The 16,879-nt window shown below is 71.8% G+C and carries 15 protein-coding genes and 1 tRNA gene; 7 read left to right on the top strand and 9 right to left on the bottom strand.

Annotation, left to right across the window (positions count from 1 at the left end):
- Positions 1-2: 2 nt before the first annotated feature.
- The 3 genes from ACZ4UV_RS25990 to ACZ4UV_RS26000 form a co-directional block, all read right to left on the bottom strand.
- Positions 3-4,133 (bottom strand): nSTAND1 domain-containing NTPase, encoded by a 4,131-nt coding sequence (locus ACZ4UV_RS25990; RefSeq protein WP_467841018.1) that lies wholly within the window; start codon positions 4,131-4,133, stop codon positions 3-5.
- A gap of 369 nt (positions 4,134-4,502) precedes the next feature.
- Complete coding sequence (locus tag ACZ4UV_RS25995) at positions 4,503-5,006, bottom strand: hypothetical protein (protein WP_451023309.1); 504 nt, start codon at positions 5,004-5,006, stop codon at positions 4,503-4,505.
- A 190-nt stretch (positions 5,007-5,196) separates the two neighbouring features.
- Positions 5,197-5,646, bottom strand: coding sequence for a DoxX family protein (locus tag ACZ4UV_RS26000; RefSeq protein WP_390043933.1), 450 nt, complete (start codon positions 5,644-5,646; stop codon positions 5,197-5,199).
- 249 nt (positions 5,647-5,895) lie between these two features.
- On the opposite strand from ACZ4UV_RS26000, the gene ACZ4UV_RS26005 reads away from it, so the two are divergent.
- The 3 genes from ACZ4UV_RS26005 to ACZ4UV_RS26015 are packed head-to-tail and all read left to right on the top strand — an operon-like array spanning position 5,896 to position 8,282.
- Complete coding sequence (locus tag ACZ4UV_RS26005) at positions 5,896-7,107, top strand: amidohydrolase family protein (protein WP_390043935.1); 1,212 nt, start codon at positions 5,896-5,898, stop codon at positions 7,105-7,107.
- Between the two features lie 38 nt (positions 7,108-7,145).
- A complete protein-coding gene (locus ACZ4UV_RS26010) occupies positions 7,146-7,352 on the top strand; it encodes a ferredoxin (RefSeq protein WP_451019240.1) in 207 nt (68 codons plus the stop codon).
- A 3-nt stretch (positions 7,353-7,355) separates the two neighbouring features.
- Complete coding sequence (locus ACZ4UV_RS26015) at positions 7,356-8,282, top strand: FkbM family methyltransferase (RefSeq protein ID WP_451019241.1); 927 nt, start codon at positions 7,356-7,358, stop codon at positions 8,280-8,282.
- A gap of 43 nt (positions 8,283-8,325) precedes the next feature.
- On the opposite strand, the gene ACZ4UV_RS26020 is transcribed toward ACZ4UV_RS26015, so the two are convergent.
- From ACZ4UV_RS26020 to ACZ4UV_RS26030, 3 genes are all read right to left on the bottom strand, one after another.
- Positions 8,326-9,087 (bottom strand): glycosyltransferase family 2 protein, encoded by a 762-nt coding sequence (locus tag ACZ4UV_RS26020; RefSeq protein WP_451019242.1) that lies wholly within the window; start codon positions 9,085-9,087, stop codon positions 8,326-8,328.
- The gene (locus ACZ4UV_RS26025; protein ID WP_451019243.1) at positions 9,084-9,872 is read right to left on the bottom strand and encodes a GntR family transcriptional regulator; all 789 of its coding nucleotides are present in this window, start codon (positions 9,870-9,872) and stop codon (positions 9,084-9,086) included. The genes ACZ4UV_RS26020 and ACZ4UV_RS26025 overlap by 4 nt, the downstream gene beginning before the upstream one ends.
- 261 nt (positions 9,873-10,133) lie before the next feature.
- On the bottom strand, positions 10,134-10,475 hold the full coding sequence (locus ACZ4UV_RS26030) for a DUF6344 domain-containing protein (RefSeq protein ID WP_390043943.1): 342 nt from the start codon (positions 10,473-10,475) through the stop codon (positions 10,134-10,136).
- A gap of 351 nt (positions 10,476-10,826) precedes the next feature.
- Between ACZ4UV_RS26030 and ACZ4UV_RS26035 the strand changes: the two genes are divergently transcribed.
- Positions 10,827-10,955, top strand: a complete 129-nt coding sequence (locus ACZ4UV_RS26035; protein WP_003999697.1) for a DLW-39 family protein — start codon at positions 10,827-10,829, stop codon at positions 10,953-10,955.
- Positions 10,956-11,253: 298 nt separating this feature from the next.
- Positions 11,254-12,510 (top strand): hypothetical protein, encoded by a 1,257-nt coding sequence (locus tag ACZ4UV_RS26040; RefSeq protein ID WP_467841027.1) that lies wholly within the window; start codon positions 11,254-11,256, stop codon positions 12,508-12,510.
- On the opposite strand, the gene ACZ4UV_RS26045 is transcribed toward ACZ4UV_RS26040, so the two are convergent.
- Together ACZ4UV_RS26045 and ACZ4UV_RS26050 are read right to left on the bottom strand one after the other, a co-directional pair.
- A complete protein-coding gene (locus tag ACZ4UV_RS26045) occupies positions 12,474-14,147 on the bottom strand; it encodes a serine/threonine-protein kinase (protein ID WP_467841030.1) in 1,674 nt (557 codons plus the stop codon). The two genes, ACZ4UV_RS26040 and ACZ4UV_RS26045, sit on opposite strands and share 37 nt — an antisense overlap.
- Positions 14,148-14,311: 164 nt before the next feature.
- Complete coding sequence (locus tag ACZ4UV_RS26050; protein ID WP_093500792.1) at positions 14,312-14,860, bottom strand: helix-turn-helix domain-containing protein; 549 nt, start codon at positions 14,858-14,860, stop codon at positions 14,312-14,314.
- 185 nt (positions 14,861-15,045) lie between these two features.
- Between ACZ4UV_RS26050 and ACZ4UV_RS26055 the strand changes: the two genes are divergently transcribed.
- Positions 15,046-15,118: transfer RNA gene (locus ACZ4UV_RS26055), tRNA-Ala, on the top strand.
- 127 nt (positions 15,119-15,245) lie between these two features.
- On the opposite strand, the gene ACZ4UV_RS26060 is transcribed toward ACZ4UV_RS26055, so the two are convergent.
- The gene (locus ACZ4UV_RS26060; protein ID WP_451019246.1) at positions 15,246-15,947 is read right to left on the bottom strand and encodes a DUF5324 family protein; all 702 of its coding nucleotides are present in this window, start codon (positions 15,945-15,947) and stop codon (positions 15,246-15,248) included.
- A 289-nt stretch (positions 15,948-16,236) separates the two neighbouring features.
- Here ACZ4UV_RS26060 and ACZ4UV_RS26065 point away from each other — a divergent pair, with 289 nt between their 5' ends.
- Positions 16,237-16,770, top strand: coding sequence for a peptidylprolyl isomerase (locus tag ACZ4UV_RS26065; protein ID WP_351498562.1), 534 nt, complete (start codon positions 16,237-16,239; stop codon positions 16,768-16,770).
- Positions 16,771-16,879: the final 109 nt, after the last annotated feature.

Genomic DNA, 16,879 nt, shown 5'->3' on the forward strand with positions numbered 1-16,879 from the left:
GATCAGGCCTCGCAGGGCGGGTTGTAGGCGAGGCGGGGGAGGTATTCGCGCCACTTGGCGGGTGTCAGGACGTTGCGGGTGACCGCGCAGATGCGGTTGACCGCCTGGTCGACGTCGAGGCTCCACAGCCGGACCGTGTCGGCGCCGCTGGAGACGCCCAGCATGTTGCTCCGCGGGCTGAAGGAGAGGAAGTTGCCCGTCTTGGCGTTGGGGCTCATGGACTGGCCGATGGGGTGCGCCGAGGACGGGGACGACACGTTCCAGAGGCGGACCGTGTTGTCGTTGCCGCCGCTGGCCAGGGTCCTGCCGTCCCGGCTGAAGGTCAGGGAGACCACCGCCTCGGTGTGGCCGGTGAGGGCCGAGCCGAGACGGGTCGCGTGGCCGGGATCGGAGACGTTCCAGAGGCGGACCGTGTCGTCGTCGCTGCCGCTGGCCAGGGTGCGGCCGTCGGGGCTGTAGGCGAGGGTGTTGATGGGGCCCAGGTGGCCCTTCAGCGGGGCGCCGAGGGGCGTGGCCCGGGTCCGGTCGGAGACGTTCCAGAGGCGGACCGTGCCGTCCGCGCTGCCGCTGGCCAGGGTGCGGCCGTCCGGGCTGAAGACGAGCGCGTTGACGTAACCGGTGTGGCCCTTGAGGGGCTCACCGAGGCGCTGGGGACGGGCCGGGTCGCTGATGTCCAGGAGCTGGACCGTGCGGTCGTCGTAGTCGGCGGCCACGGTCCGCCCGTCGGGACTCAGGGTCAGCGCCTCGGAGCCCGCGTACCGGGTGTTCAGCCGGACCGGCGCACCGTACTGGGCGGGGTGCGCGGGGTCCGACACGTTCCACAGCTGCACCCAGCTGAGGTTGTTCTCACTGGTCAGGATGATCAGGGTGCGCCCGTCCCGGGTGAACACCATCGAGCGCAGGTCCCGTGACCCGGTCGTGAACGGCTCGCCGAGCGCGGTGGGCCGGGCCGGATCCGTGATGTTCCACAGCCGCATCCGGCTGTCGCCGCCGCCGGTGGCCAGGACCCTGCCGTCGGGGCTGAACGCCCCCGCCGCGCCGATCATGTCCGAGCCCGGGATCGACCACAGCCGCACCTTGCCGTCACCGCTGCCGGTGGCGAGGGTGTGCCCGTCGGGGCTCCAGCCGACGGCGTACATCTCGCCGCTGCTGCCCGCGAGCGGCTCGCCCACCTGGGAGGGGAAGGCCGGGTTGTCGACGTTCCACAGGCTGGCCGTGGAGTCCGCGCTGCCCGCGGCGAGCATGGAGCCGTCGGGGCTGAAGGCCACCGACCAGACAGGCCCGGTGTGGCCGGTGAGCGGCGCGCCGAGGGTCTTGGGGTGGGCCCGGTCGCTGACGTCCCACAGCCGTACGGTGTCGTCCTTGCTGCCGCTGGCGAGGGTCCGGCCGTCCGGGCTGAAGGCCACCGAGTGCACGGTCGCCGTGTGTCCGGTGAGCGGAGCGCCGACGCGCTCGGGGCGGCGCGGGTCGGAGACGTCGTACAGGAGGATCGAGTTGTCGTCGCTGCCGGCCGCGAGGGTGCGGCCGTCGGGGCTGAATGCGATGGAGCGCACGGCCTCGGTGTGGCCGGTGAGGGTGCCCAGCGAGCCGGGGTGGCGCGGGTCGTGCACGTCCCACAGGCGGACGGTGTGGTCCTCGTCGGCGGCGGCCAGGGTCTTGCCGTCCGGGCTGAAGGCGACCAGGTAGACGGTGCCGTCGTGGCCGGCCAGCGGTGAGCCCAGGGAGGTCGGGTGCCGCGGGTCGGAGACGTCCCACAGGCGTACGGTGCCGTCGTCGCCGGCGCTGGCCAGGGTCCTGCCGTCCGGGCTGAAGACCGCGCTGGAGACCCAGCTCGTGTGGCCGAGCAGGGGCTTGCCCAGGGCCTTCGGCCGGGTCGGGTCGCTCACGTCCCACAGCCGGACCGTGCGGTCGTAGGCGGCGGTGGCCAGGACCTTGCCGTCGGGGCTGAAGGTGGTGAGGTAGACGGCGCCGGTGTGGCCGAGCAGCGGGGTGGCCAGTGGGGCGTTGACGATGGAGATCAGACGGTTGTTGGCGCCCTCGTCGTCCTGGCGCAGGTCGTGGGCGACCAGGTCGAGCTGGGCGGAGAGCGACGGGTCGGAGTACTGGAAACGGTCGGCCTCCGCCACCACCTGCTCGAACACCGCGTCGTCCCGCTGCTGGCGGGCGATCACGGCGGAGCCGGCCGCCAGCAGCGCGAGCACGACCAGCGCCGACACGGCGGCCCGGCTGAGCCACACGGTACGGCGGCGCAGCCGTACCGAGGCCGCCAGGAACTCCACCGCGCTGCGGGTCAGGAAGGTGTCACCGGCCGACTTCGCCCAGGTGTGGGCCTGTTCCAGGCGTGAGCCCCGGTAGAGAAGCGAGGAGTCCTGGGACGACTCTTCCCAGGCCCGGCCGTCCTCCTCCAGGCGCTGGCGCAGCAGATTGCCGTTGCGGTCCTCGTCGAGCCACTCGCGCAGCCGGGGCCAGGCGTGCAGCAGCGCCTCGTGGGTGATCTCCACGGTGTCGGCGTCGAGGGTCACCAGCCGGGCCCGGACCAGGGCTTCGAGCGACTCCTCCGTCTTGCCCGGGTCGGTGGATTCCGCGGCCAGCTGGCGTCTGGTGCCGCGTCTGCGGGTCGCCTGGGTGTCCTCGCCGAGCCGTACCAGCCGGAGCAAAAGCAGCCGGGCGGCGGTGCGGGCGGCCGGGTCCAGGCTCGACCAGGCGCGTTCGGCGGTCGCCGCGACAGCGCCCTGGATACCGCCGGCCGCCCGGTAGCCGGCCAGCGTCAGCCGACCCGCCTTGCGCCGCTGCCAGGTGGCGAGCAGGGCGTGGGAGAGGAGCGGGAGGACGCCGGCGTCATGGGCGCCGCGCGGGCCGTCCGCGCTCACCTCACGGACGATCAGTTCGGCGAGCCCGGGCTCCAGTTCCAGGCCCACGGCCTTGGCGGGAGCAGTCACGGCCTCGCGCAGTTCCGCGGTGGTCAGCGGGCCGAGCACCATGTGCCGGTGCTGGAGCGCGTCGGCCAGCTCCGGGTATCCGAGGCACTGCTCGTAGAAGTCGGCACGGATACCCAGGACCACCAGGGCGGGGGCCGGTTCACCGGGGGCGGCGGGGGTGCTGGCCGTGTGTAGGAGCTGGACGAAGGTGCGCCGGTCCGCCTCGTCGGTGCAGAGGGTGAAGGTCTCCTCGAACTGGTCGACGATCACGACCGGACGGGCTGGATGGGGCCGCGAGGGCGGTCGTGTTTCACGTGAAACATCGACGGTTGATCCGGCTGCGGTCGGTACGGCAGGTACGGCGTCGGTCGGTTCGGGCGTGGTCCGCCCGGCCGCCGTCCGCGTGGCCGATGTTTCCCGGCGGGCCCAGGCCGTGAGCGCTTTCCGTACGGCGTCCGGGTCGTCCAGGTCTGCCGGCTCGGCCAGCTCGGGTATGCGGCGGGTCAGCTCCTTCACGGGGTCCGCGCCAGGGACGAGCTGAAATATGTGGCGCGGGCGGTCGCGGTCCTCGTCGTCGGCCAGGGCGCCGCTCTGGACCGCGGTGACCAGGCCGGCGTTCAGCAGCGAGGACTTTCCCGCGCCCGAGGCGCCGACCAGCATCACCAGACCGCCGCCCGACTCCGCGGAACGGAGCTGGGCGACCAGTGCGTCGGTACTGCGTTCCCGTCCGAAGAACCAGCGGGCGTCCTCACGGCGGTAGGAGGCCAGACCCCGGTAGGGGCAGACGCTGTCGACCGGCGGCGGCTTTTCCGTCTCCTCGGCCGTTTCCGGTGTGGGCAGTTCGCCGACCGGATCGGCCACGGCCCGCTCCCACAGCTTCTGCCACTGGACCAGGTCGTAGAGCCCGCCGGACACCGGTGTCGGCTGGGCGCGACGGGCCTGCGGGATCAGGACCTGCAGGACGGCGGAGAGGGCGACGAACTGTGCGGGAACGTTCTTCGCCCGCCGCCAGTCGCTGATCCGCTGGGCGGAGACCCGCACGGGCCGACCCCGCTCGTCGACGCGGTGCAGTCGGTCGACCGCCTCGGCGACTCGCTTGAGCGGAGGATTACCGGCCTCTCTGTACAGCAACGCGAGACGTTCCGCGAAGGCTGTGCGTGCCCCTGCGTCGGGACCCAAGGATCTCCACCCCTTACTTCCCCCGCTGCTGGCCATCCGGACCGGAAAACCCACTTTATACGGCTGACCTGCGGCGAAGCCCTGGACCGGACGTCCTGCCCTCCTCATACGGGCCCCTCGGCTGGCAGGATTTCGCCTCAGCAACGCGGTGATCGGGGGTCGCCCCGACCGGCCGACCAGCTCAGCATTCCCAGAGACAGCTCAAGGCACCGCACGTTCTCGGTCACCTTCGACTGGTGGTCCTCCGCCGGAGTGGCCGTCGGACGCGAACTGCTCCCGCCCACTGAGCCGGCCTCCGGTCTCAGTCGGGGGTCCTCCACCTCCCGCGCCGTTCGGCACCGGTCCCCACGTGGGGAGGGACCGGTGCCGAACGGCACGGGATCACATCCCGCCCGCCGTACGTGATCACATCCAGCCCGCCGTACGAGCCGCCTCGACCGCGCGTTCCTCAGTGTCGTCGGCCTTCGCGGTCAGGGCCGAGTCCCGTCCCGCCGCCGTACCGCCGGCCGCCGTCGCCGCCGCCTGGGAGGCGGTGAGGGCCGCGCGCAGGGCGGAAGCCGTCTCGGTGCGGTCGTCCAGGGCGGCGGCCACCTGTGCGGCCAGGGCCGCGGTGGCGGCGGCGTTGCGGGCGCAGCGGGCGTCCGCCGCCGGGTCGGGGGCGGTACCGGCCAGCGCGGCGAGCGACTGGGCCGACAGCCGCAGCGCGTTCGCGGCCCGTCCCGCCGGACTCGTCGGGACGGTCTGCGCCGCGTCCGGAGTGATCCCCGCGTCGCGGCAGGCGGCCACCGCGCGCTCGTACGCGCTGCGGGCGCGGGCCGAGTGCAGCTTTCTCAGGGTGTCGGCCGAAGGGGAATCGGAGGGGGACTTCGGGGGAGAGCCGGAGGGGGACTTCGAGGGGTCGGTCGTCATCTGTGCCTCCTCGCCGCGGGTGCCGTGATGCCGTGATGGGGTGATGGGGTGATGGGGGCGGAGGGACGCTGCGGGCTCGTCGTGGCTGGTCGCGCAGTTCCCCGCGCCCCCAGAACGGCGGCTGCGCCGCCGATCAGAGGGCACCTCGTCGCGGGCGCTCCCATGGGGCCCGACCCCGAAGGGCGTCCGGCTAGCCGAACAGACCCAGTGCCGAGTCCACCGACCAGCTCTGCCAGCTGATCGCGAACAGGCCGACCAGGGAGATCAGGGCCATCATCAGGTTCTGGCCCTGTTCCGCCCAGTCGTGGATCATGAGGACCAGGTAGATCAGGTTGAGCAGGAACCCGGCCACCAGCGCGACCGGGGTGAGGAAGCCGGCGACCAGTCCGAGGCCCAGGGCGAGCTCCGCGTAGGCCACGACGTAGGCCATCAGCCGGGGGCGCGGTGCGACGACGGTGTCGAAGCCCCGCCGGACCACCGGCCAGCGGTGCTTCTCCGCGACACCGGCCGCCCACCGGATGCCTCCGCCGCCGAACCACTGCTTCTTGTCCTTGTGCCGCCAGCTCTCCAGCCACCACAGACCGAGCCCGATGCGGAGCACCGCGAACCACTCGGCACCGTTCAGCAAGGCTGATCGCATCCCGCACCCTCCCTGGATCCCCATGACCATCTGTCCGACTGCCCGAACCATCTATCTGACGGTTCGTCAGTTCAGCGGAAGGCGGCACGCGTCGCAAGAGGGCGGGCGAGACGAACTCCGGGAGGCGGGCGGCGGGCGGGGTGCGGCGGGCCTTGCTGGTGCGGGCTCCTGGGCCTAGCCTGAATGCCGACGGCTTATCTGATGGACCGTCAGATAATGTGGGAACTCCGCAGGCAGCAGGGGGTAGGCATGGCAGAGAACGCGACCGGCACCCAGGATCTGCCCAGGGTGATCAGCGTGGACGACCACGTGATCGAGCCCGCGCACCTCTTCGAGAAGTGGCTGCCGGGCAGGTACCGCGACAAGGGACCCAAGCCCTTCACCGCCGGCATCGGTGAACTCGCCTACGTCGGCGGCAAGTACCGGTTCACCACGGACCCCGCGGGCCAGACCACCGACTGGTGGGAGTACGAGGGCCTGCTCTTCCCGTACAAGCGCATCATCGCGGCCGTCGGCTTCTCCCGGGACGAGATGACGCTCGACGGCATCACCCGGGAGCAGATGCGGCCCGGCTGCTGGGACCCGAAGGAACGGCTCAAGGACATGGACATCAACCATGTCGAGGCCTCCCTCTGCTTCCCCACCTTCCCCCGCTTCTGCGGGCAGACCTTCGCCGAGGCCGACGACAAGGAGGTCGCGCTGGCCTGCGTCCGCGCCTACAACGACTGGATGGTCGAGGAGTGGTGCGGGGACAGCGGCGGCAGGCTGATCCCGCTGTGCCTGATCCCGCTGTGGGACGTCGACCTGGCCGTCGCCGAGATCCGGCGCAACGCCGAACGGGGCGTCCGGGCGGTCACCTTCAGCGAGATCCCCACCTACCTGGGCCTGCCGTCCATCCACTCCGGCTACTGGGACCCGTTCTTCGCGGCCTGCGAGGAGACCGGGACGGTGGTCAACATGCACATCGGGTCGAGCTCCCAGATGCCGGCCGCCTCCCCGGACGCCCCGCCCGCCGTCCAGGCCTCGCTCAGCTTCAACAACGCCATGGCCTCGATGATGGACTTCCTCTTCTCCGGGGTCCTGGTGAAGTTCCCGCGGCTGAAACTCGCGTACAGCGAGGGCCAGATGGGCTGGATCCCGTACGCCCTGGAGCGCGCCGACGACGTCTGGGAGGAGCACCGTGCCTGGGGCGGGGTGAAGGACCTGATCCCCGAACCGCCTTCGACGTACTACTACCGGCAGATCTTCTGCTGCTTCTTCCGGGACCGGCACGGCATCGAGGCGATCGAGACGGTCGGCGTCGACAACGCGACCTTCGAGACGGACTACCCGCACGTCGACTCGACCTGGCCGGAGACCAAGCGGGTGGCCCAGGAACACGTGGGCGGCCTGGACCCGGAGGTCGCCTACAAACTGCTGCGTGGGAACGCGATCCGGATGCTGGAGCTGCCGTTCAAGTAGCGGGTTCAGCGGGTCCCCTGCTGGGCAGGGGACCTTCCATGAAGGTCTCCGTCGATGCCGACGTCTGTTACGGGTCGGGCGAGTGTGCCTTCCGGGCACCCGGTGTGTTCGGTTTCGAGGACGGGTACGGTTTCGTCCTGCCCGGACGCGAGGAGCCCGGGGACGAGGACGAACTGATCCGGGACATCGTCGAGCGCTGCCCGTCGCAGGCGATCCGGATCGACGGCAAGAAGGTCACTGACTAGCGGATGCGCAGCACCGGCACGGAACTCACCGAACTCCTGGCCACCCTCGGCCGCCGCTACGTCCGCGACGTCCCGGGCCCCTGGGGCAAGTCCCTCGCGGCCCGCGCGCTCAACCCGTACCTGCGCGACCACCCCCGGCGGCGCGTCGTCGAGACGCTCTCGGGCGACCGGTTCGCGGTCGACACCCAGGACCTCATCCAGCGCTACCTCTACCTCTTCGGGGTGTGGGAACCCCACATGACCCGTTGGCTGCGCGGCCGGCTGGCGCCGGGGGACTGCTTCGTCGACGTCGGCGCCAACATCGGGGTCTTCAGCGTCCTGGCCTCCCGGCTGGTCGGGGAGCAGGGCAGGGTGGTGGCCGTGGAGGCCTCCCCCGCCTTCCACCGCCGCCTCGAACAGCAGAGCGCGCTCAACGGCTGCCGGAACATCCGCGCGGTCAACGCCGCCGTCTCCGACGCCCACCGCACCCTGACCTTCGTGCTCGCCAGCTCCCGCAACATGGGCGCCAACAGCATCGTCCCGTGGGACGGCCCGGCCGAGTCCAGCTTCGACATCGAGGCCGTACCGCTGCCGGAGCTGCTCCGGCCGGAGGAGATCGAGACCGCGCGGGTCGTCAAGATCGACGTGGAGGGCGCCGAGGGAGCGGTGGTGCGCGGGCTCGCCCCGCTGCTGGAGAAACTCCGCCCCGACGCCGAGATCACCGTCGAGGTCACCCCCGACCGGATGGCCCAGCTGGGCGACTCCGCCGACGACCTGCTGCGCACCATGACCGACGCCGGCTACCACGTCTACCGGCTCGCCAACAGCTACGCGGCCGACAGCTACCCCCGCGCCCTGTACGGCGAACCGGTGGTCCCGGTCCGCTGGGACCGCCCGGTGACCGAGGAGAGCGACCTGGTGTTCTCCCGCGTGGACGCGGCGGCCCTGTGAGCGCCCCGGCAGGACGGTCGTACCGCCGCCGTACCGCCGCACGTCACCCGTAGCGCCAGCCGAGCTCCGCCAGCGCCCGGGCCCGTGCCGCCACGACCGTCATGCGGGCCTCCCGTTCCACCGGGTCGGTGTGCGCGGGGCGGCCGGTGGCCTGGCCCTCCCACTTGCGGTAGAGCAGCCCGACCTCCGCCGAGAACCAGCCCGCACTGACGGCGTCGAGGGCGAGCAGCAGCCCGGTGTCCTCGGAGGCGGGCAGCGCCATCCAGCCGCCGAGGGCCAGCAGCAGCTCGCGGCGGACGAAGAGGGTGGCCGGGTGGACCTGGGCACGGAAGCCGTTCGCCGCCCAGTGGCCGAGCACCGTCCCGCGCTCCATCGGGCCCTCCTCCGGATCGCCCGGAAAACCGGCCGTGGAGCCGTCCGGCAGCAGGTCCAGAGCCTGTGAGGTGGCCCAGCCGAGGTCCGGGCGGGCCTCCAGCGCGGCCAGGTCACGGCCCAGTGCACCGGGCGGCAGCTGGTCGTCGGCGTCGAGGACCTTGACGTACGACCCCTGCGCCCGGGCCAGCGCCATGGTGCGCGCGACCCCGGGACCCCCGGTACGGCCCTGCCGGAAGGACACCCGCGCGTCGTCGGGGACGTAGGCCTGGACCTCTTCGCCGTGACCGTCCTCCTGGATCAGCCACTCCCACTCCCACCCGTCTGGCAGCCGCTGCTCGCACAGCGACTTGTGGGCCTCGGGCAGGAATGGGGCCGACGGCGCGTGGACCGCGGTGACGACGGTGATGCGCCGGGTCACGGCAGCGCTCACCACCTTTCCAGGTGTGTGGTGAAGAGCAGCTCGGTACGGTCGCCGGGGAGCGTGACGGCGGTGATGTCCACGATGCGGTCGTGGATGTCGTACGACGTCTTGCGCAGCAGGATCACCGAGGTGCCGGCCGGCAGGTCCAGCTCCCGGGCCTCCTCCGGCGTCGGCGGCCGGGCGGTGAAGCGCTCCTCGACGCGGCCGACCTCGATGCCGACGGTGTGCAGCTGGTTCTGGGTGCCGCCCGGCCAGGGTTCGTTGGCCTCGTCCAGGAGGGCCGGATTGGCCGCGATCAGGTCGCGCACGAGGTAGGAGGTCACCAGGCTGAAGGGAGCGGTCTCGGCGGAGTGCCTGGTCCGGTAGGTGCGCTCCAGGAGCGCGGTGCCCTCCGGCACCCCGAACGCGTCGGCGAGGTCGCCGGGCGCGGTGAGCTCGCGGTAGCGGGCGAAGAAGACCAGGTCGTCGATGACCAGGCCGGTCTCGCGCTCGGTCGCGCCGGTCTCGGCCCGGGTGGCCTCCGGCATCAGGGCGCGGTTCTTCTCCCACTGGTGCCGTTCGTTGTCGCGGACCGCGCGGGTGCGCGGGCGGCGCACGAAGGTGCCGCTGCCGTGCCGCTTGTCGATCAGGCCCTCCGCGCTCAGCAACCGCAGCGCGTTCTGGATCGTCGGGACGCTCCGCCCGTAGGACCGGGCCAGCTCCGCCTCGGAGGGCAGCCGGGCGCCGGGCTCGCGCTCGCCCTCCCTGATGGAGCGGCGGAGGTCGTCTGCGATCTCCTCGTATGCCTTGGGCACATGATCAGCCTACGACTCCTCAAGAGGAGTTGATGAGCCGAGCCGTTCCGTCCATGGAGGCACGGAGACACAGAGGCAGAAATGCAGGGATGCAGGCATGCAGGCATGCAGGGTGCAGAAATGCAGGGATGTGGGGATTCCGGGCGTGCGGAGACCCGCGACCGGGGCGATCCCGTCGCGGGTCTGTGTCGCAGTAGGCGCTGGTACGTACGCAAGTCGCCCTTGCGCCGTTGCGTCCGAGCCGTCTGTTACCTGAGGGGGTCAGCAGTCGAGCGGAGCCGCGGGGGGTTCTGCCGAGGTCTCCGACTCGGTGGTGTCCAGGGGGCGGTGGCGGCAGCTGGGGGTCTTGCCGTGGGCCTCGGCCCGGATCCGCTGCTTCATCGTGGGTGGGAGGGACCTTGCCTGGGACCAGAGCCAGTGGGTCTGTGCCGGGATCGTCACCCGGGCCGGGCCGTGGTCCTCGCCGGTGCTGTTGCGTGGGGTCTCGGTCTGCGGTACTGCGGCGGCGGTGGTGGCGGAGACGAATCCGAGCGCCGTGCACAGCGCGAGGAATGCGGTGACGATGGCGGTCCACAGCTTCATGACCTTGGAGTTCCGGGCCATGGCCCCTCACTTTCGGGTTGGGCGATTTGCGTACTTTCCTCATGATGTGTATGGGGCTCGCGAAGTGGGGGACGTCGGCCTGTGGCGCGTCGATGTTCTGATGAACACCACACGGATGGGTGCATGGCATGGGAAAAATCCCAAGAAAGGCGCATGAAGGCGGTCGAGGGGGAGCAAAGTAACCGTCCGTGGAGGTGTGATCACCCTCCGATCGGAGCGGTCCGACCTCGTGCAACACCTTGCGGCGGACCGGAGTTGGGGGCCGGATGCCAGGTCACCGATCGATATCGGTCGGTGTGTATAGTCGGGCGCCAGAGGTCCCCTACGTCAAGGAAGAGACGAGGTCGCGCGGTGAAGAAGCTTCTCCTGGTCGCACTGGCCGCCATCGGCGGGCTCCTCGTGTACCGCCAGATCCAGGCGGATCGCGCCGAGCAGGATCTGTGGACGGAGGCGACTGACTCCGTGCCCACGGGTTCGTGAGTACCGACAACAGACGACACTGAGACCCCGGCCGCCGGCGCGGTCGGGGTTTTGCGTTGCCGGGGCCTGCGTTGCCGGGACTTGCGTTGCCGAAGCCTGCGTCGCCGGGACGGCCGGGCGGTGCGATACGGGGGTTCCGGGTGGGGCGTTTCGGACGGTCGTGCGGATCGCCGGGTGGCGCGGGGGCGCGCGGGGCAGTATGGGGCCCGGCCGGACCGTGACCTCGGCGGTCGGCGGATGACGACTGGGGGCGTGCGTGATACGGCGGTGGCGTACGGCGGCATGGCGGGGCATCTGCGTGACGGCCGCCCTCGGACTGACGGCACTGCTCCCGTCCGCTGCCGCCGCTGCCGACGGCGGCAGCGGATACTCCTTCGCCCCCGACGCCCGCACCGTCGCCGGAGCGGCGAGCACCACGGACGCCGTAACGCTGGAGCCCGGTACGGCCTACCGCAGCACCCTCCCCGACAAGGGCGAGCTGTACTTCCGCCTCGAACTCACCGCCGGCACCACGGCCTACGTCCCCGTCACCGCCGTGCCGCCCTCCTCGGCCACCGTCTCCGCCAGCGACGGCATCGAGGTCTCGATCGAGGACGCCAACGGCACCGCCTGCGACTACGACAGCGCCCGCTTCGGCGCCGGGCTCAGCCCGCGGCCGGTCACGGCGGTGGGGCGGCGGGACGCGGGCAAGGCGCTGTGCCGGGACGCCGGCACCTACTACGTGGTCGTCGCGCGGGTCGTGTCCGGCTCGCGCACCACCTCCCCGGGCAGCTGGGACCTGGAGATCGCCCCCGTCACCGAACCGGCCCTGGCCAAGGCCGGCGCCACCACCGCCCCCGAGGCCTGGAACTCCGCGTCCCCCGAGCCGCTCACCTCGGACCCCCGCCACCGCACCGCGGGCGCCGGTTTCACCACGGCCCGCACCCTGGACCAGGGTGTCTGGCAGACCGACATCACGCCCGGCCAGACGCTCTACTACGCCGTCCCGGTCGACTGGGGCCAGCAGCTGCACGCCACCGTCGACCTCGGCAGCACCGGCGGCGACGCCCACGGCTATGTCAGCGCCGCTCTCAACCTCTCCCTCTACAACCCCGTCCGCGGCTACGTCGACGACGTCTCCCTCGGCTACGACGGCACCCAGAAGTCGTCCTCCCTGGATCCCCTGCCGCCTGTCGCCTACGCCAACCGGTACGCCGCCTCCGGAGCGGAGAGCGCCGTCCGCTTCGCCGGCGCCTACTACCTCGTCGTCCACCTCACCGGGCAGACCGCGGACACCTTCGGCAAGGGGCCGTACGGCGTCACGCTCCGGGTCCGTATCGACGGCACCCCGAACTCCGGCCCCGAATACGCCGGTTCACCGGTCCCGAAGGGCATCTTCGGCGTGGCCTGGGACCGCGGGGGACTCTTGACCCCGGCCGACGACGACACGGCGATGCGGGCGCTCGCGGCGGGCGGCATCGGCACGGGCACGGCTCTGCTGCTCGTCCTGGGCCTGTGGACCCTGGTCGCCCGGCGTGCTCAGAGCCGGGCCAGCGCCCAGAAACCGACGGCGTAGCAGGCCAGCGCGAGGAGAAGGATGGGCACGGCCGCCCTCGCGGGCGGGCCGGGCCTGGGCGCCCGCCGCCGACGCCGGCCATGGGTGCGGATCGACGGCGGTGGGGTCTGCGGGTCCCGCGCGGTGTACGTGGCCGTCGGGGTGGGGGTGTCGGCGTGTGGCTGGACCGGGGGGAGCGGCTGCGCGGGGGGCCAGGGCGTGTGGGGCTGCGCGGCCGGGGCGGCCGCCGGCTCGGCGTACGGCACGTACGGCGGTGTCGGCCCGGGCCGTACGGCAGCGGGGGGCGGGGTGACCGGCGTCCGGGGCGGGGGGAGCCGGAAGCTTCCGGTGTCGGACATGGAGGCCGGGGCCGAGGTGGTTCCGCCGCTGCCGGTACCGTCCGCCGGGGGCGACCCGGCGGCGCTCCTCGCCGCCGCTCCGTCCTCGGCCCCGGGTGTCGCCGCAGCCGGCGCCGCCCCCGAACCCGCACCTGACCTGGGATCCGGGCCCGCACTCGACTTCGTACCCGCACCCGCACCCGCACCCGCACCCGGGACCGTGCCCGCACCCGTATCTGCCGCCGCGGCCGATTCCCCGGCCGTCTCCAGTCCCGTGGCGGCGCCGGCTGCCCGCACCCCCGGCGCGGTCGCCGTGTCCGCACCCGCCGCCGCACCGTGCGTCGCCGCTCCCCGTGCCATCCCGGTCCCCGATCCCGCCGCGCCAGGCCCCGCCGCAGTCCCCGGCGCCCCCTGCGCCGTGTCGATTCCCGAAGCCACCCGTACCGGACCCGCCGGCCCGAACCCCGGCGGCAACGGCCCCAGTTGGTCGAAGATCTCGATCGACTCGTCGTCGGCGTCCGTCTCCGGGAGGAGTTCCCGGGCCTCGGCGAGCGCCCTGCGGGCTCCCGTGGCCGTGCGGAAGCGGGCGCGGGGATCGGGCTGGAGGAGGCTGGCGACGACCTGCCAGAGCGGGTCGGGGATGCTCTTGGGCGCTCCTGGGGTGCCGTGTTCGGCGAAGTACTGGACGAGCGCCTTGGCGTCGGGCTTGGCGCCTTCCATGAGATACAGGGCGACGAGGCCGACGGCGAACAGGTCGGCCGTGAAGTCGGGCTCGGCGCCCAGGAGTTGCTCGGGGGCGATGTAACCCGGCGTACCGACCACGAGATTGGTCTCGGTCAGCCGGGCCTCGCCGAACCGCATGGCGATGCCGAAGTCGGACAGGCGCAGCCGGGGACGGGCCGTGCCGGTCGCTTCCAGCAGGATGTTCGCGGGTTTGATGTCCCGGTGGACCACTCCCTCGGCGTGCACCGCGGCGAGGCCGGCGAGGAGCTGGTCGAGGAGGGTGCAGACGAACAGCGGGGGCAGGGGACCGTAGTCCCCGACGAGGTGGACCAGCGAGCCGCCGGCGACCAGGTCCATCGTGAACAGGACCTTGTCGTCGTCGGCGGCCCAGCTGGCCGGGGCCAGGACATGGGGGTGGTCGATGCGCAGCGCCTGCTCCCGCACGAAGCGCAGGAGTGCGTGGGCGTCGCTCTGCTGGAGCACCTTGGCCGCCACATAGCGCTTGCGCCGGTGGTCCCAGGCGCGCCAGACGGCGCCCACTCCGCCATGACCGATCGGGTCGGCCAGTTCGTACCGGCCCGCGAAGACCTCACCCATGACTGCCCGTGCCCCTCCCCCTCGGGTTCCCCTGCCACCCCCCTTGCCTGTTACCCCCCTTGCTTCCCCCGGATGAGCGATACGACCCCTCTCGCATGACCCCCTCTGCCAGGGCCTGGCCCCGCCCGGTTCACCGGACCCCCTCCGGTGCGCCGGGCCGTGGCTCAGCTCTGGTGCGACTGGTAGTGCGTGACCGCGTCCGACGTGCGGCCCGCACCGTAGACCCGGAGGAACTCCGCCAGCTCCGGGTGGGACGGAGCGAGAGTGTCGGCCGCGTCGATGATGTCACCGGCGGCGGCCACAGAGCGCAGCAGCGACTGGATCTCGCGGACCACCCGCTTGACCGTCGGCGCCCCCGAACCGCTGGTCGTCTGCGTGGTGTTGCTGAGCACCGAGCCCCCCTGGGACTTCTTGATCTCGTCCATGCGCTCGGTCGCCTCGGCCGCACTCACGCTGCCGTCCGCGACCTGTGCCGAGAGGTCCTGGAGCAGCTGCACCCGCTGGACCACGGCCGGGTTGCCGATCTTCGCCCGCTGTCCGCTCATCAGCTGCGACAGCATGGGCGCGGACAGTCCGAGGACCGCCGCGAGACGTGCCTGGTTGAGCCCCAGGTCGTCGATGAGCTTACGGAAGAGCGCCCCCAACGGCTCTCCGTACCAGTTCCGCTGCAGCTCCCGCGCTCTGGCGGTGGCTTCCTGCTGTGCGGCGTCCATTGCGTCTCCCCATCGCTTCCCCAAAAAAACCACGGTTCGCTACAGCGAACCCCGTCGAGCATCTTACGGAGAGTGGTCATCTGCGGGGACCCCCAATCTTTTTGCGAGGTACGGGGGGTGACCCGGTACTCTGGTCTGCGGCACCGACCCTGCGGACCTTCCGCTTGGCCGGGCGCTTCCCGTACGGGGCCTTAGCTCAGTTGGTAGAGCGCCGTCTTTGCATGGCGGATGTCAGGGGTTCGACTCCCCTAGGCTCCACAACAAACCCCTCTGACCTGCGTAAACGCGGTCAGAGGGGTTTTTGTCCGCCCTCGCGGTCAGGCATTTGGTTTCACGTGAAACGGCATCGTGAGGCGGGGCGTGACAGATGCGCGACCTGCCGGACTCAGCGGTTCTTGTCGTCCCGGGGCCGGGAACCGTGCTCCTCCGCCTCCTTCGCCTGGACCTCCGGGTCTAGGGGAGAACTGCCGTCCACCGAGCCGAGACGCCCCGCCTCCGGGACCTCCGTGGGGGCCGGGGGCTCGACCAACCAGTCGGGGTTGGCCTGCTTGTCCCACCACTTCCAGGCCGCGAAGGCCGCACCGGCCACCGCGCCGAACACCGCGAACGCCTTGAACGCTCGGCCGTAGGCCGAGCGCCGCCGGTTCCGGCGGGCCAGTTTCTCGATCTCCTCGGCCGACACGTTGCCGCGCAGCGCGGCCAGCGCGGCGGCACCCCGCGCGGTCGCCTCCTCACGGACCGGACCGGCCACCGCCACCGCCTGCTCGATCCTCGGACGCGAGTAGTCGGCGGCCTGCCGGGCCGCCTTGCGCGTCAGGTCGGCGGCGTCGTGCGCGGCCTGGTCCATCCTCGGCGGCACATGGGCGCGGGCCTGCTCCAGACGCGGCACGAGACGGGCGTCGTACTGGACGCGGGCCTGCTCGGCGGCCTGCGACACCACGGGCGCGAGCCGTACACGTGCCTCCTGTGCGTAGTACGCGGCACGCTCCTTGGCCGTGTCGGCGTAGGGCGCCACCGCTTCCGCGGCGTGCCGCACGCTGTCTTTCGCCGAACTGGTCGCGGCGCGCACGCTGTCTTTGCGGGTCACGGGTTTCCTCCTCCTCGGTGGCGTACGGTATTTCGACTTTCCACCCTTTTACGGATCATGCCTGTCCGCGGGCCGAGCGGCGCGCGAGGACGGGCATACGGGTGCAACCAGAACTAAGAGGGGCTTGTCGACGACAATGCCACGGATCGGTGCCGTGCGCCCCCGCATGGCAGGAGGGGTTCCGCAAGTGATTCGTGAGGATCCGGGCCCGGAACCACCGGGCGGGCGTCGGACCCGCCGTACCGTGCGAGGATCGGGACACTGAAGCGAGCACAACGGAAGGCGGATCGTGGCCGAGCAGCTCTACGCCACCCTGAAGACCAGCCTCGGCGACATCGAGGTCCGGCTCTTCCCGAACCACGCGCCCAAGACGGTGAGGAACTTCGTCGAACTGGCGCAGGGCGAGCGTGAGTGGACCCACCCTGCCACCGGCGCCGTCTCCACCGACCCGCTCTACGACGGCACCGTCTTCCACCGGGTGATCAGCGGCTTCATGATCCAGGGCGGCGACCCGCTCGGCACCGGCATCGGCGGCCCCGGCTACAAGTTCGAGGACGAGTTCCACCCCGACCTGCGCTTCGACCGCCCCTACCTGCTCGCCATGGCCAACGCCGGCCCCCGCACCAACGGCTCCCAGTTCTTCATCACGGTCAACCCCGCTCCCCACCTCAACCGCAAGCACACCATCTTCGGCGAGGTCGTCGACCCGGCCGGCCAGAAGATCGTGGACAGCATCGCCGCCGTCCCCGTCAGCGGACCCAACAAGCGGCCGGTGAACGACGTCGTCATCGAGACGGTCGTGGTCGCGAAGCGCGCGGGCTGACCGGGTACGCACGCGCGGGCTGACCGGGTACGAAAGGGAAGCACCCGAAGGGAACCAAACGCCCCGCTCGTCCGTAAGGATGGGCGGGGCGGAACACTGCCCACGACGA

The sequence above is a fragment of the Streptomyces sp. NPDC028289 genome (genome assembly GCF_055565975.1).